Origin of the sequence: Bradyrhizobium sp. HKCCYLR20261 (assembly GCF_051168435.1) — a bacterium.
Lineage (GTDB): Bacteria > Pseudomonadota > Alphaproteobacteria > Rhizobiales > Xanthobacteraceae > Bradyrhizobium.
The window spans coordinates 1-14452 of record NZ_JBNPUZ010000035.1 but is presented as its reverse complement, the minus strand read 5'-3'; the positions used below and the strand labels follow the sequence as shown (position 1 = coordinate 14452).

13 protein-coding genes are annotated in these 14452 nt (G+C 67.0%); 3 read left to right on the top strand and 10 right to left on the bottom strand.

The features are described from left to right. Nucleotides 1–127: 127 nt before the first annotated feature. The 3 genes from ACQR1L_RS34960 to ACQR1L_RS34950 are packed head-to-tail and all read right to left on the bottom strand — an operon-like array spanning nucleotide 128 to nucleotide 2567. On the bottom strand, nucleotides 128–388 hold the full coding sequence (locus ACQR1L_RS34960) for a hypothetical protein (protein WP_434862453.1): 261 nt from the start codon (nucleotides 386–388) through the stop codon (nucleotides 128–130). A 53-nt stretch (nucleotides 389–441) separates the two neighbouring features. After that, the gene (locus ACQR1L_RS34955) at nucleotides 442–1680 is read right to left on the bottom strand and encodes a patatin-like phospholipase family protein (RefSeq protein ID WP_434862452.1); all 1239 of its coding nucleotides are present in this window, start codon (nucleotides 1678–1680) and stop codon (nucleotides 442–444) included. Next, on the bottom strand, nucleotides 1677–2567 hold the full coding sequence (locus ACQR1L_RS34950; RefSeq protein WP_434862451.1) for a DUF3313 family protein: 891 nt from the start codon (nucleotides 2565–2567) through the stop codon (nucleotides 1677–1679). The genes ACQR1L_RS34955 and ACQR1L_RS34950 overlap by 4 nt, the downstream gene beginning before the upstream one ends. Nucleotides 2568–2745: 178 nt before the next feature. On the opposite strand from ACQR1L_RS34950, the gene ACQR1L_RS34945 reads away from it, so the two are divergent. The 3 genes from ACQR1L_RS34945 (at nucleotide 2746) to ACQR1L_RS34935 (ending at nucleotide 5966) form a co-directional block, all read left to right on the top strand. Continuing rightward, nucleotides 2746–3366, top strand: coding sequence for a TetR/AcrR family transcriptional regulator (locus tag ACQR1L_RS34945; RefSeq protein ID WP_434862450.1), 621 nt, complete (start codon nucleotides 2746–2748; stop codon nucleotides 3364–3366). 92 nt (nucleotides 3367–3458) lie between these two features. Continuing rightward, nucleotides 3459–4595 carry a hypothetical protein gene (locus ACQR1L_RS34940; protein WP_434862449.1) on the top strand — a complete coding sequence of 379 codons (1137 nt, stop codon included), beginning with the start codon at nucleotides 3459–3461 and terminating at the stop codon, nucleotides 4593–4595. Between the two features lie 144 nt (nucleotides 4596–4739). Then, on the top strand, nucleotides 4740–5966 hold the full coding sequence (locus ACQR1L_RS34935) for an ABC transporter substrate-binding protein (protein WP_434862448.1): 1227 nt from the start codon (nucleotides 4740–4742) through the stop codon (nucleotides 5964–5966). 132 nt (nucleotides 5967–6098) lie between these two features. On the opposite strand, the gene ACQR1L_RS34930 is transcribed toward ACQR1L_RS34935, so the two are convergent. From ACQR1L_RS34930 to ACQR1L_RS34900, 7 genes are all read right to left on the bottom strand, one after another. Continuing rightward, entirely contained in the window at nucleotides 6099–7367 is a 1269-nt protein-coding gene (locus tag ACQR1L_RS34930) for a TCR/Tet family MFS transporter (RefSeq protein WP_434862447.1), read from the bottom strand. Between the two features lie 81 nt (nucleotides 7368–7448). Then, the gene (locus ACQR1L_RS34925) at nucleotides 7449–8582 is read right to left on the bottom strand and encodes a helix-turn-helix transcriptional regulator (RefSeq protein ID WP_434862446.1); all 1134 of its coding nucleotides are present in this window, start codon (nucleotides 8580–8582) and stop codon (nucleotides 7449–7451) included. A 470-nt stretch (nucleotides 8583–9052) separates the two neighbouring features. Beyond that, nucleotides 9053–10423, bottom strand: coding sequence for a ribosome biogenesis GTPase Der (der, locus tag ACQR1L_RS34920; RefSeq protein ID WP_434862445.1), 1371 nt, complete (start codon nucleotides 10421–10423; stop codon nucleotides 9053–9055). 84 nt (nucleotides 10424–10507) lie between these two features. Then, complete coding sequence (locus ACQR1L_RS34915; protein WP_434862444.1) at nucleotides 10508–11041, bottom strand: hypothetical protein; 534 nt, start codon at nucleotides 11039–11041, stop codon at nucleotides 10508–10510. A gap of 43 nt (nucleotides 11042–11084) precedes the next feature. After that, on the bottom strand, nucleotides 11085–11738 hold the full coding sequence (locus ACQR1L_RS34910) for a tetratricopeptide repeat protein (RefSeq protein WP_434862443.1): 654 nt from the start codon (nucleotides 11736–11738) through the stop codon (nucleotides 11085–11087). Between the two features lie 177 nt (nucleotides 11739–11915). Further along, on the bottom strand, nucleotides 11916–13511 hold the full coding sequence (locus tag ACQR1L_RS34905; protein WP_434862442.1) for a class I adenylate-forming enzyme family protein: 1596 nt from the start codon (nucleotides 13509–13511) through the stop codon (nucleotides 11916–11918). A 141-nt stretch (nucleotides 13512–13652) separates the two neighbouring features. Then, nucleotides 13653–14240: an NnrU family protein gene (locus tag ACQR1L_RS34900; protein ID WP_434862441.1), complete on the bottom strand. Its 588-nt coding sequence runs from the start codon at nucleotides 14238–14240 to the stop codon at nucleotides 13653–13655. Between the last annotated feature and the right edge of the window lie 212 nt (nucleotides 14241–14452).

Below are 14452 nucleotides of genomic sequence, written 5' to 3'. Positions count from 1 at the left end.
AACACAGCTCATCCATACAATCCGCCTTGCTTGACAGAGCGGCGACCTGGGTAGTTACCGCTGCGCTCGCAATGACGGGGTGGAGAACCATCTCGCCTGAAGATGAAGCGCGTGATGTGAGCCGCGGCTATTTCACAGTAGAGGTGGAAGAACTTGCTGGCGCCGATTTTGCGGCGGTTGCCTTCACCGCCGCCGGCACTTGGCGATCGCGCACGGCCGCCAACTCCTTGCGCAGCTTCTCCTGCTGCTCCGTGGTCAGCACCGGACGCTGATCATCATGCGGCACGTCGTTGACGGGGAGATAGTTGTACGTGCTGCCGTACTGAGCGCTGTCGGCTGTCGGCGTCGTTCCAGTCGTCGTGCAGCCGCCGAGCAGCAGCAGCGTCAACAGCGTCGTCGCAAGCACTGTTCGCCCCATCGAAGGTAAGCCCGTATGCGACATCATCGGGCCAACGCCATCGCGGGCGCCGAACTCTGCGCCGTGATGCCATGCTCATTGGACTGCAGGCCCGGCAGAGCCTTCACCCACGGATAGCCGCTCCGGCCCATGTCGCGGCCGCGGTCGAACAAAGCGGTCATGTAGGTGCGGTCGAACGGGCCGTCGGCCTTGACCTGGAAGTCGCCGGGCACGCTGGCGAGGTTGAAGTCGATGCCGTTGAACTTCGCCACCGAGTAGATCCGGTAGATGTCGCCGATGCCCTGGTTCTTGACCAGCGTGGCCAGCGAGCGCTGCGTCACGGAGAGCATATCGGCGCCGACGCTCTCGAATTGCGGATCGATGCGGGCATTGCGGATGACGTAGAGATGCGCGCCGCTCACGCTGCGGCGCGGGCCGCGGCCGGAGACGAGGCGCAGCACCGAGGGTCCGATGAAGACCTGCCGGGTCACACCGCCGTCGACATGCAGCTCGTCATAATCCTTGTCGCCGATCCGCACCTTGATGCGTACCGGCGCGAACGCGCCGGGCACCGTCGCCGAGGCCAGCAGCACCTTGCGGAACAGCTCGATCGCCTCCGGCGTGTCGGCGGCGGCGATGCGGCCCATGTCCCACAGCACCGGCCGCTGCGCATCGAGATTGGTGGTGCCGACAAGCAGCACCCGGCCCTTGGCGCTCTCGCGGGCGACGTCGCGCAGGAAGTCGCGATCGACGTATTTCTCGATCAGCCGCGACAGCGGCGTGTTGTCGGCCAGCGCCGAGCCCTGCAACAGGCCGGGAATGTTGGAGGTGAAGATGTCCTTGCGCTCGTAAGCCGTGAACACCTCCTGCAGCCGGTCGTCATGCGCGCGGCCGAGGAAGACGAATGGCGCGATCAGCGCGCCGGAGCTCACGCCGGTCACCATGTCGAAGTTCGGCCGGTTGCCGGCCTCGCTCCAGCCGACCAGCAGCCCGGCGCCGAACGCGCCGTTCTCCGCGCCGCCGGAGATCGCCAGAAAGTTCAGCGAGCGCTGGGCCGGAAGCACGGCCGAGGCGCGCTGCACGGACGCTTCGGCGAAGCGCGGCGCCGGCTCATCGCCCCAATAGCGCACGTCGCGAAAACCGACCGGCTCGGCGCTGGCGGCCGCGAACTCGGGCGCGGCGTTGCGCGGCATGATCGCGGCGCAGGCCGCCAGCGGCAGCGCGACGGCAAGCGTCAGCAACACACGCGAAACGACGGTGCGGACATCAACGGCCGGGGTCATCGCGCGGGCTTCTGCTCCATGCTCGCGACCATCGGCGGCGGCGGTTGCGCTGTGGAGTTCGCCTCCTCGGCGCCCTTGTCGGTCCAGGCCGGAGGCAGGCCGAGACCGGCACCGACAAACCCCTTCACGCCGGGAAAGCGCCCGAACTGCTCGCAGGCGGCATATTTCGGCGCGCCGCCCAGCTTGGCCGGCAGGCTCGACGCCGACGGCAGCGACGGCAGGCCGCCGAACGGCGACTCGCCGGTCGACACCAGCCTGGCGAAATCGGCACCGAACTCGGACGCGAGATCGTAGGCATCGCCGTCATTGGCTATGCGGGCCGTCGAGACTGAACTGGCGCCGCGCGCCCACACCATCGCAGCGGCCTGGAAGCCGGCGAAGTTGCGCGCCTCGGCCTCGACCGACAATGTTCCCAGCCCGACCGGAAGCCGCGGCACGGGCACCGGCACGCCCGGAAGCGCCACGCTCTTGGCGACCGAGGCTGCCTGCGAGGCCGCGGATGCGGTCGCATTGGTGGCGGTCGCATGAGTCACGGTCGCCTTCACCGTCAGGTCGGAATCCTCTCCCGGCAAGACGATGCGGAAGCGCTCGCTCAAGCGCAGGCACATTTCGCGGCTGATCACATTGGCCACCAGCTTGCGCTCGGATTCGTCCAGGGTGACGTCGGGACGCGGCGGAAATGCGGTCGGCTCGATCCGGATGGTCTTGGCGTCGATCAACTCTTGCTTGTTGGCCTTGATCTGAGCCCGGGTCACGAGACCGTTGGCGTCAGCGAGCCGGTCGTAATTCCGCAGCGAACCGGCGCGTTCCAGCGGTGCGGTCGCGCAACCCGACTGCGACAGGGCCACCGAGAGAAGCGCCGTCCATTGCAGCGATGCGACACGCATGACGCGGGAATTCCATTGATAGAGAACTTACTCTATTTATTCTCACAAGCCTCGGCGCTTGTCCAACAAAGCTAGATCAAATTCTCTAGATTACAGCGGCGCGAAATATTATTTTATATTACAATGAGTTGTCGGGAGCCCGCGATTTTGGCGAGAGTTGGGCGACGGAATTGAAGCGATGCGGAAGGTCGATCCGGTCAAGCATGAACAGAAGCGCCGGGAGATTCTCCAGGCGGCGCTGTCATGCTTCGTCAGGAGCGGGTTTCACGGCGCCAGCACCACCGACATCTGCGCTGCGGCCAAAATCAGCCCGGGCCACCTCTATCACTACTTCCCGAGCAAGGAGGCCGTGATCCAGGCGCTGGTCGAGATCAACCTCAGCCATGCCGAGGCCCGGCTCCAGGCCGTGCTGGCAGCGCCTGATGTGATCGACGCGCTGGTGCAGGAACTCGAAAACACCAGCCTCCACCAGCCGCAGGCCCAGATGCTCAGCACCGAGGCGCTGGCGGAGGCCTGCCGCAATCCCGACTTCGCGGCGATCGTCCACGCCCAGACGTGCGCGATGCGTACGCTCCTGGTCGAGTTCATCGTCCAGGCGCAGCAGCGTGGCGAGATCGATGCCGGGCTCGATCCCGAGGCGACGGCCAATCTTCTGCTCGCCATCGTCGACGGCGCCCGCGCGCTGCCGATCCGCAATCCGGCCGTCGACATTCCGGCGAGCAGCGCGCATCTGCGGATCATGCTGAGACGCTTCCTTGCGCCGCCCGCGGCGACCAGGCACACGGCCGCTCACAGCTGACGCCCGCCTGCACTTCAATTGACACCCTCCCCTGCGCACGATTGACTGCTTGCAACAAGCGGCCGGTCGCAGCCGATCTCGGGGAGGATGCCATGACGCGAGCACCGCGCAGACGCGCGCTCAATCTTGCCCTGATGACGCTAGTCTCCGCGCTAGCAGCCACCATTCTCCTGCTGCCGCGCAGCGCCGGCGCCGCCGACATCCCGGCCTTCGCCGTCGAGCCGTCCTGGCCGAAGCAGCTTCCCAACAACTGGATCCTCGGCCAGGTCGGCGGCATCACCGTCGATGCGCAAGGCCACGTCTGGGTCATCCACCGGCCGCGTTCGCTGACTGACGACGAGAAGGGTGCGGCACTCAATCCGCCGCGCTCCAAATGCTGCATCCCTGCGCCGCCTGTGCTCGAATTCGATGCCGACGGCAATCTGCTGCGCGCCTGGGGCGGGCCCGGTCCCGGCTATGAATGGGTCGGCCGCGAGCACGGCATCGAGGTCGACGAGCGCGGCTTCGTCTGGATCGGCGGCAATGCCGACAATGACAACGCCATCCTGAAATTCACCCTCGACGGCCAATTCGTCGCACAGATCGGAGCGATCGCACCGAGCAAGGGCTCGAACGACACCACGCAGCTCGGCAAGCCCGCGGAGACCGCGATCGACAAGGAAGCCAACGAGATCTACGTCGCCGACGGCTACGGCAACAGGCGTGTCATCGTGTTCGATGCGACGACGCTCGCCTACAAGCGCCATTGGGGCGCCTATGGCCGTGTGCCTGATGATGCGAAGCAGCCGGCCTATGATCCCAAGGCGCCGGTGTCGCAGCAGTTCGGCAATCCCGTGCACTGCGTGAAGCTCGCGGACGACGGCCTGGTCTATGTCTGCGACCGCATCAACGACCGCATCCAGGTGTTCAAGAAGGATGGCACCTTCGTGACCGAATGGTTCTTCGAAAAAAACACCCTCGGCAATGGCGCGGTGTGGGACATTGCGATCTGGCCCGACCCGAAGCAGACTTATTTGTTGTCGGCCGATGGCGAGAACAACGAGATCCGGATCATCCGGCGAGCCGACGGCCAGGTGGTCGGAAGCTTCGGCCACAACGGCCGCAATGCCGGCCAATTCCACTGGGTCCATGCCATGGCGGTCGACAAGCAGGGCAACGTTTATACCGCCGAGGTCGACACCGGAAAGCGCATCCAGAAATTCAGGCTGACCTCGGACGCGCTGCGTTAACGCTTGCGCCATCCGCCCAAAGCTTGGGCGGTCCTCCCCCCTTTTGGCGCATTGCCGCAACTCACAAGACCGGCTAATCAGGATGGCAGACGGCAAAGGGCGCCCAAGATGCCCCGCCGCGACACGACACCAGGGAGGACTTTGATGACGACGTCTCATGCGCGGCGCATTGCCGCGCTGCTTGCTGCCACCGCTCTCAGCTTTGCCGGTTCCGCCTTCGCCGACGACAAGGTCGTCAAGATCGGCGTGCTCAACGACATGTCGAGCCTTTATGCCGACATCGGCGGCCCGAACTCGGTCGCGGCCGTCAACATGGCGGTCGAGGATTCCGGCCTGAAGGCCAAGGGCTGGACCATCGAGGTCATCAGCGGCGATCACCAGAACAAGCCCGACATCGGCGTCAATATCGGCCGGCAGTGGATCGACACCCAGAAGGTCGATGTGATCATGGACACGCCGAACTCCGGCGTCGCGCTGGCCGTCTCCAACCTGGTCAAGGAGAAGAACTCGATCCTGCTGAACTCGGGCGCCGCGACCGCCGACCTCACCGGCAAGGCCTGCAACGCCAACACGATCTCCTTCACCTACGACACCTACATGCTGGCGAACGGCACCGGCAAGGCGCTGACCAAGGCGGGCGGCGACAGCTGGTTCTTCCTCACCGCGGACTACGCCTTCGGCGCGGCGCTGGAGCGCGATACCTCGGCCGTCGTCACCGCCAATGGCGGCAAGGTGCTGGGCTCGGTCAAGCATCCGCTCAACACCGCCGACTTCTCGTCCTTCCTGCTGCAGGCGCAGTCGTCGAAGGCCAAGGTCATCGGCCTCGCCAATGCCGGCGGTGACACCACCAACTCGATCAAGCAGGCCTCCGAGTTCGGCATCGTCCAGGGCGGCCAGAAGCTCGCCGCGCTGCTGCTGTTCGTCAACGACGTGCATGCGCTGGGCTTGAAGGTCGCGCAGGGCCTGACGTTCACGGAATCCTTCTACTGGGATCTCAACGACAAGACCCGCGAATGGTCGAAGCGCTTCCAGAAGCTGTCGCCGAAGGGCACGATGCCGTCGATGACGGTGGCGGGCAACTACGCCGGCACGCTGCATTACCTGAAGGCGCTCGAAGCGCTCGGCGGCAATCCGCATGACGGCGCCAAGGTCGTGGCCAAGATGAAGGAGATCCCGACCGACGATCCGCTGTTCGGCAAGGGCCCGCTGCGCGCCGACGGCCGCCGCCTGATCCCGGCCTATCTGTTCGAGGTCAAGAAGCCGGATGAATCCAAATATCCGTGGGACTATTACAAGCTGGTCGCGACCATCGCTCCCGAGGATGCCGCCAAGCCGCTCGAAGCCAGCGAGTGCCCGCTGGTGAAGAAGTAGGCCGGCAGACTCAAAGCAAGGCCCTCATGTAGCAAGACCCTCATGGTGAGGAGGCGCGCAGCGCCGTCTCGAACCATGAGGCCCCGATCTCGATCAACCTTCATCCCAGACGCTTCGCGGGCGCGACGCGTCTCAGGATGGGGGTTTTTCGTTGGCCGCCCGCAGCGTCCGCAATGCGATGACGATCGCCACGATCATCAGCGCGGACGCCAGCAGGAACGGCGCGCCCGGCAGATGCACCGGCGTATTGCTACCGATGAAAAAAGCAAAGCTCAGCGTGAACAGGAAGGGTCCCGCGAGCTGCGCCACGCTCTGCACGCTCGACGTCGCGCCCTGCAACTGGCCCTGTTTGTCCGGCGCCACCAGCCGCGTCATCAGCGCCTGCAGCGCCGCGCCCGAGACGCCCCACAGCGCCATCACGGGAATGCCGAGCCAGCTCAGCGGCCCGGTCGGCGCCGCGCCGAAGATGAAGAAGCCGACCATGCCCGCGGAGAGCCCCAGCATCAGCGCGCCGCGCTCGCCGAAAATCCGCACGATCGGCCCGATCGCCCCGCCCTGAACGATCATCGCGCAAACGCCGACCATCGCCAGCGTAAGCCCGACCGTGCGCGTGTCCCAGCCATAGCGATAAGTGGCGTAGAGCACGAAGGTCGAGGGCAGCACGACATGGGCGAGCTGGGTGATGAAGTTGACGGTCGACAATCCCGCGAGGATGCGATCCGAGCCCAGCAGGCGCAGCGCGCCCAGCGGGTTGGCGCTGCGCCAGCGGAACGGGCTGCGCCGCTCCGACGGCAGCGACTCCGGTAGCACCAGCAGGCCGTAGAGCGCGTTGGCGAAGCTCAGGCCTGCCGCGGCCCAGAACGGCAGCCGCGGATCGATGTCGCCGAGCAGACCTCCGGTGGCGGGGCCGAGCACGAAGCCGGCACCGAAAGCTGCGCCAATGCGGCCGAAGATCGCGGCGCGCCGCTCAGGCGGCGTCAGGTCGGCGATATAGGCGAAGGCGGTGGAGATGCTGGCCGAGGTGACGCCAGAGATCAGCCGCCCGACGAACAGCCAGGCCAGCGACGGCGCCAAGGCCATCAGCACGTAGTCCGCGGCGAGGCCGAAATTCGACAGCAGGATCACCGGGCGGCGGCCGAACCGGTCGGACAGGCTGCCGAGCACCGGCGAGAACACGAACTGCATCGCCGCCCAGGCGGTGCCGAACAGCCCGAAGATGCGCGCCGCGCTCGCGGTGTCGTTGCCGACGAAGCTCTCGATCAGCTTCGGCAGGATCGGCATGATCAGCCCGAGCGCGAGCATGTCGAGCAGGATGGTGACGAAGATGAAGGCGACCGCGCCCCGGCGCGGCGCCTGCGGCGACGGCACGTCAGCGGAACTCGTCAGTCCGGTCTCGACCATCGCGGCCCCTGGTTTGCCGCCGTCCGGCGGACGCGGGCGCCGCTTTATACATGCGCCATCGGGACCGGCAATCGGCCGGGGTCAGGCGGACACCGGGAGGGCGAAGCCAGCCGTGAGCTTCACGAGGTCGGCCTGCCGCGCCGCCCCCGTCTTGGTGAAGACGCGGCGCAGATGGGTCTTGATAGTGGTCTCGGCCACGCCCAGGAGGTCGGCGACCTCGGGAACCCCGCCGACATCGACGATGCCGAGCAGCACCCGCAATTCGGCGGGCGTGAGCCGATAGGCCTTCGCGATCAGTTCGGGCGCCTGCGGCGGTTCGAGCGCTGCGCCGCGGACGAAGATCGCCGCGGTCGCCTCGACCATCCGTCCCACGGTACGGCGCCCGCGCGACGTCAGCGGCAGCACATGGGCAATGTGATGCGTGCCGTCCTGCGCCGTCATCAGCATGGCGGAGCCGCCCGTGCCGAGCGCCGCGTCGCCCGCCGCGCATCTCGTGATGAGATCCTGCAACGCCTGATCGGAGCGGCCATCGCGGACCGCGACGCGTCCATCCCGCGTGAACAGCGGATCGCCGGCATCGAGCAACGCACGCGCGGCGGCATTGGCATGCACCAGCCGCCCGAGCCGGTCGACCAGGCCGACGCCCACGGTCATGCGCTCCAGCGCCGCGCCAAAGGCCTGGGCCTCCGCGGATTTCAGATCGATCAGCCGCCCCACCAGCACGGCGCGGCGGATATGCGGCGCGATCAGTTGCATGCGCATGCGCGCGACATCATCGGCGAGACCATCCTGCTCGAAGCGGAACACGCCGAACAGCGCGGCCGTCGTCGCCGACTTGTCGATCACCGTCGAGATGAAATCGACCATGCCCTGCGGCGCCGCCCATTCCTGATAGAAGCGGCTCTCGCGCAGCTCATCCTGCGGCATCAGGTCGGACACGGCGATCGGCTGCCCGACCTCGGCGAAATACTGCCCGGTCGTCGCCGGGTCGAGCTTGACGTATTTCTCGAAGTACAAGCGGCAATAATGCGGATCGATGCCGGACTGGCAGAGCACGTCGCCGCCGCCGGCGATCGGGCTCTTTGAGAAGATCGAGGCCACCTGCCCGCCGACGAAACGTCCGGCGCGACCGACGACATCGGGCCAGCGCGAGGCATCGAGCGCGGCGTCGTAGATGTCTCCGATCAGATCGAGCAACTCGTCGGCCTGCGCCATCGCAACCTCTCCTCGCCTCCTCCAGGCCGCGTGCCCGACCGCTCACCGCCATGCGATCTCATACGATCGCAGGAGGTCAGGAGCTTGGACGGACGCGACGAAACGCGAGGCCACAGCGAAATCCCAGTCGCCTCGTCGACATGACGGGGCGAGGCACGGGTTAGCGCCATGGGGTGGAAGCGGAATGTGCCGACGGTCACGCTCCCCAGCGGGGCTGGCAGGCAGCGCTCGCCGATCCGTCGGTCCGGACGAGCGCTTCCTTGAAACGGCCGGTTCGGACGGGTGAGGTCTCCCCGTCTCCACCGCTGTCATGCTCCGCGAAAGCGGAGCATCCAGTACTCCGCAGCAGCAGATTTCGAACCGAGGCGTCACGGCGTACTGGATCGTCCGCTTTCGCGGACGATGACAGCTAGGCCTGCATGATCAGAGTGCCAAGAATGACTGCGAGCCAGGGCTTTGGAAACGCCCGCCTAGTTCGGCCGCTTGCGCTTGTGGGCGAACGGGTTGGCCTTCTCGCGCAGGGTAATGCGCACCGGGGTGCCCGGCAGCTCGAAGGTCTCGCGCATCGAGTTGGTGAGATAGCGCAGATAGGATTGCGGGATTGCGTCCGCGCGCGAGCAGAACAGCACGAAGCTCGGCGGCCGCGCCTTGGTCTGGGTGATGTAGTTCAGCTTGAGGCGGCGACCCGACACGGCGGGCGGCGGGTTGTTGGCAATCGCGCCCTCGAACCAGCGGTTCAACGCAGAGGTCGGCACACGGCGATTCCAGACCGCATAGGCCTCGACGATCGCCTGCATCAGTCGGTCGATGCCCTCGCCCATCAGCCCCGACACCGCGACGATCGGCACGCCCGCCACCTGCGGCAGCCAGTGGTCGGCGTCCCGGCGCAGCATCGATATCTGGCCGGGCTGGGCTTCCATCAGGTCCCATTTGTTGACGGCGAGCACCAGCGCCCGGCCCTCGCGCTCGACGAGGTCGGCGATGCGCAAATCCTGCTCCTCGAAGCGGTGCTGCGCGTCCATCATCAGCACCACGACCTCGGCGAAGCGCACCGCGCGCAGCGCATCCGCCACCGAGAGCTTCTCCAGCTTCTCCTCGATCCGCGAGCGGCGGCGCAGGCCGGCGGTGTCGAAGACGCGGAAGCCGCGGCCCTTGTGCTCGATCTCGACCGCGATCGAGTCGCGGGTCGTGCCGGCCTCGGGGCTGGTCAGCAGCCGCTCCTCGCCGAGCAGGTGATTGATCAAGGTCGACTTGCCGGCATTGGGACGGCCGACGATGGCGACGCGGATCGGCCTGTTGGCGCGCTCCTCGTCGGTCTCCTCGCGCTCCTCCTCCTCGTCCTCGCTCTCGGGCACGATGCGGCTCAGCGCGTCGTAGAGTTCGCCCATGCCCTCGCCGTGCTCGGCCGAGATCTGGATGGGATCGCCGAGGCCGAGCGCGTAGGACTCCATCGCGCCGAGCTCGCCATGCTTGCCCTCGCTCTTGTTGGCGAGCAGCAGCACCGGCTTGTCGGCGCGGCGGGCGAAATCGGCGAAGGCGCGATCGGCCGGCGTGAGACCAATGCGCGCGTCGATCACGAAGAACAGCGCGTCAGCCAGCGCGATCGCCGTCTCCGTCTGCTCCTGCATGCGCGCCGTCAGTGAGCCCTTCGGGCCTTCATCGAGTCCGGCGGTGTCGATGATCGTGAAATGGAGGTCGCCGAGCTTCGCCTCGCCCTCGCGGCGGTCGCGGGTGACGCCCGGCATGTCGTCGACGAGCGCCAGCTTCTGCCCAACCAGGCGGTTGAACAGGGTCGATTTGCCGACATTGGGTCGGCCGATGATGGCGATGGTGAAGGACATGATGTTCCGTGCGCGTGAGCGCGCAGCTTTAGCGCATCGGAGCGCAAAACCGAACGCCTGATCGCTGGATTCGCGGGCCTTAGATTAACGGCTGAACGAGCCGCTCGGCATCGGCGCCGGGAAACCGCCGCTGGACCGCTGGGCCGGCGGCTGCTGCACGGGGGCCGCGTCGTCCGGCGGCGGTGCGGTGGTCCGGCGGCGGACGATCTTCTTGGGCTTGGGCGCGGGCGGCACGGCGGCGGCGCCCTCCTCGACCGCGGCGGCCTCGCCGTCCTGCGGATCGGCCGACGTCGGATTGCTCACGGCGGCCTGCTGCCGGCCCTTGGCGCCCTTCTTGGCCTTCGGCTCCTCGGCAGGAGCCGGCGGCGGCACGGCGGCCTGGGCGGCCGGATCGGCGTTCTGCTGCTGCGCGCCCTTGTAGAGCTCCTTCGGCACGCCCTGCTCGAGACCGGGGACGCCCTCGGGGAACACCGGCTTGCGGTCACCCGGCAGCTTCTTCTTGGTATCGAGGAAGTCGAGCATGTCGGACGGGTCGAAGCTGCCGCCGCTGGCGCAGCCGCCAAGCGCGCCGGTCAGCGCCACGAGAACGGTCAGAGCAATGAGGCGTTGGCGGCGCATGGTCGTCTTCCAATCCGGTCAGTTTCGCCGTCGCGATCCGCGATCAGCTTTTGGCCACGGCAGGCAGCAGCGCCTGCAGCGCTTCGGCGCGCGAGCGCAGGCCGGGCGGCGTCTCAGCATCCAGCGAAATCATGTCGAGCCATTGGCGGGCAGCCGCGGCGTCATTGGCCTTCCAGGCCGACAGGGCCAGCAGCTCGCGGGCGGCGTGCCGGAATGGCGCGCCCGCGACCGTATCGCCCTCGAGGCGCGGCTTCAGGTCGGCATAGGGCGCGGTATCGACCAGCAGGCCAGCCGCGCGCAGCCGCGCCATAGACTGCTGCTCCGCGCCGATGCTGCGATCGGCGGCGAGGTCGTCATAGAGTTTGACAGCAGCCGCCTTGTCGCGCACCGCGGCTTCGGCAGCCTGATGGAATCGGGCGAGCATGCGGTAGCCGGACGGGGCGGTGGCCGCCACGTCGGCAAAGGCCTTTTCGGCCTCGGCGTGCTTGTTCTGCTCGGACAGCTCGATCGCCTTGTTGAAGGCAGACCCCGCCTCGGCGGCCTTCTGGCCCTCGACATACTGGTATCCACGCCAGCCACCGACGCCGGCGATGATCAGCACGGCAACCGCAATGATGTAGATGGAGTAGCGGTCCCACAGCTTCTTGAGCTGTTCCCGGCGGACCTCCTCGTCTACTTCATCAATAAATTCAGACACTTATGAACATCCCGTCAGGTTCGCTAGGAGCGCGCGCCAGTGGTCGTGAGGTGCCGCGCGGGCCGCCGATTGCCCACGCGCCGGCGCGGATACCGCATCGGTATGGCGGTGGCAAGGCGAGTCCAGCCGAATCAAGGCGTTACTCCCCGGTTTGGCCACGGCGTCGCAAGGCGGCTATCACGCCGTCAAGGACTCGCGCAACTGCCGTTTCATCACCTTGCCGTTCGCATTGCGCGGCAAAGGGTCCGGCGTGACGATCAATGTTTCCGGCACCTTGTAATCGGAGAGCCGTTCGCGGCACCAGCTGCGCAGCGCCTCGGCACTGACCGGGCCGCGCGTGACGACCACGGCATGCACCCGCTCGCCAAGGACGGGGCAAGGCTTGGCCAGGATGGCGCTCTCGACCACGGCCGGGTGGCCCGCCAGGACCGATTCGACCTCGGCCGAATAGATCTTCAGCCCGCCGCGATTGATCATGTCCTTCTGGCGATCGAACACCCGCACGAAATGGTCGGCATCGATCGAGCCGAGGTCGCCGGAATGCCAGTAGCCGGCGGTGAAGCTCTCCGCGGTCGCCTCCGGTCGGTTCCAGTAGCCCTTGATGACCTGGCCGCCGCCGATCCAGATCTCGCCGATCTCGCCGCGCGGCAGCTCCCGCCCCTGCGCATCCATCACCAGGATGCTGGCGCCCGGACACGGCAGCCCGACGCTGTCGATATGGCGGGCCGTCAAATCCGGCGGCATCAGGGTCGAGGGCGAGGTGGTCTCGGTCGAGCCATAGGCGTTGACCAGCCGCAGGCCGGGGATCTTCGCCGCCAGCTTCTCGATCGTCGCGACCGGCATCGGCGCGCCGCCGAAGCCGCCGATGCGCCACGACGACAGATCGTGGCTGTCGAAGTCGCTCTGCAGCAGGCAGAGATTGTACATCGCGGGCACCATGACCGTGTAGGTCACGCGCTCGCGCGCGGCGAGCTTGAGATACTCGCCGGCCTTGAACTCCGGCATGATGATCAAGGTGCCGGCGCAGCGCGCCATGCTGGTGACGTTGGCGACGACGCCGGTGACGTGGCCCAGAGGCACCGCGGCGATGGAGCGATCCGCCGGCGTCAGCCCGAGGCACACCTCGTAGATCATCGAGGAGTGGACGATGTTGCAGTGGGCGAGCATCGCACCTTTCGGCCGGCCGGTGGTGCCGGAGGTGTAGAGGATCATCGCGATGTCCTCTTCGGCCACCGCGACCCCATCGGCCTCAGGCGCGTGATCGGCGAGCGCGGCGAAGCCGGAGCGCGCCGGATCGTCATCGACTGCGATACGACCGGCGAGCTGGGGCGTGTCAGCCGCGAGCGGCAGCCGATCGGTGAGCGCCGCCTCGTGCAACAGCAGCCGCGCGCCGCAATCGTTGAGCACATAGGCGATTTCAGGCGTCTGCTGCCGGGTCGACAGCAGCACCGTGATCAGGCCGAGCTTGGCGGCCGCGAACAGCGTGAGCACGAACTCGATGCGATTGCCGAGCAGGAGTGCCAGCCGGTCGCCTTTCTGAAGCCCCCTCGCCCGCAGTCCGCCGGCGATCCGTGTCGCGGCCGCGGCGGTCTCGCGCCACGACAGCCTCCGGGCCCCACAGACCAGCGCCTCGCCGTCGCCATGGCGCGCGGCGGCGTCCTGCACCATCGCCCAGATGCTGGCCGGACGCTCCGCGAAGAGCGGCACCACACGGTCGCCGAAGCGCTGCTCGCTGCGCATCGGCGGGATGGCGGCATGTTGCGACCACTCCATCGGATCGCCTCCCCTGTCGTGTTCTTGTTGATTGCCGGCTGGCGCCGGTCATGTTGATCGCCGGCTTACGCCGGTCATGGACGTCGCCCGGATCCGGGCGACGCCGAGAAGTGTGCGGCAGAACGCGTCCGCCGAGAACCGCTAATTGCCGATGACGGGAATGCCGAGCACGACGGGATGGAACGCGAAGGCCAGCGCCGCATAGACGATGATGCCGACCACGACGGCGATGACGTCGTTGCCGACGCCTCCGACCGGGATCGGCGGTCCGCCGGCGTCGGCGCGGCGCTTCAGCGAGATGCGGTCGAACACGGCCCAGGCCAGGATCGAGCCGAACAGGATGATGCCGCCGAGATCGCCATTGCTGAGCAGATGGCCGAACGCCCACAGCTTCACGCCGGCCAGCATCGGATGCTTCAGCGTGGTGTAGATGCGGCCGCGAATGTAGGCAGCGACGATCATGATCACGGCCGGCAGCATCAAGGCGAGGTTGATGTGCTTGAACGCCTTCGGCGGCGTCCAGACCTGGATCCAGCCGCCGCCGTTGCGATACTCGGCGAAGCCCCACACGATCAGCGCCAGCCCCGCGAGGGCAACGACAGTATAGACGAGCTTGTACGGCGCCTCGCCCAGCTTCGCGATGACCTGCGCCCGCGCCTCGCGCCGGGTCGTGAACACATGGGCGCCGAGAAACAGCACCAGCCCCACCACCATCACCACAAGTCCCACGACGTCCCCCTTCATGCACGCAAACGATGGAGGAACTGGGTATCATTTTCGGGGGCAGCCTCGCAACGTGGGCGGCGCTTTGCGACATGGCTATCGCATTTGACCGTCCAAGTTTTGCGCCTCCCTCTCTCCGCATCGTCATGGCCGGGCTTGTTGTTCAGCCCGGATACATCACCGACAGGTGTTCGGAGACATAGCCGACACGTCATAAT

Excerpts from the sequence above, each read along its gene's own strand:
- ACQR1L_RS34935 (WP_434862448.1), top strand. The coding sequence starts at position 4,740 with ATGACGACGTCTCATGCGCGGCGCATTGCCGCGCTGCTTGCTGCCACC.
- ACQR1L_RS34955 (WP_434862452.1), bottom strand. The coding sequence starts at position 1,680 with ATGACCCCGGCCGTTGATGTCCGCACCGTCGTTTCGCGTGTGTTGCTG.
- der (WP_434862445.1), bottom strand. The coding sequence starts at position 10,423 with ATGTCCTTCACCATCGCCATCATCGGCCGACCCAATGTCGGCAAATCG.
- ACQR1L_RS34915 (WP_434862444.1), bottom strand. The coding sequence starts at position 11,041 with ATGCGCCGCCAACGCCTCATTGCTCTGACCGTTCTCGTGGCGCTGACC.
- ACQR1L_RS34945 (WP_434862450.1), top strand. The coding sequence starts at position 2,746 with ATGCGGAAGGTCGATCCGGTCAAGCATGAACAGAAGCGCCGGGAGATT.
- ACQR1L_RS34930 (WP_434862447.1), bottom strand. The coding sequence starts at position 7,367 with ATGGTCGAGACCGGACTGACGAGTTCCGCTGACGTGCCGTCGCCGCAG.
- ACQR1L_RS34925 (WP_434862446.1), bottom strand. The coding sequence starts at position 8,582 with ATGGCGCAGGCCGACGAGTTGCTCGATCTGATCGGAGACATCTACGAC.
- ACQR1L_RS34905 (WP_434862442.1), bottom strand. The coding sequence starts at position 13,511 with ATGGAGTGGTCGCAACATGCCGCCATCCCGCCGATGCGCAGCGAGCAG.
- ACQR1L_RS34940 (WP_434862449.1), top strand. The coding sequence starts at position 3,459 with ATGACGCGAGCACCGCGCAGACGCGCGCTCAATCTTGCCCTGATGACG.
- ACQR1L_RS34950 (WP_434862451.1), bottom strand. The coding sequence starts at position 2,567 with ATGCGTGTCGCATCGCTGCAATGGACGGCGCTTCTCTCGGTGGCCCTG.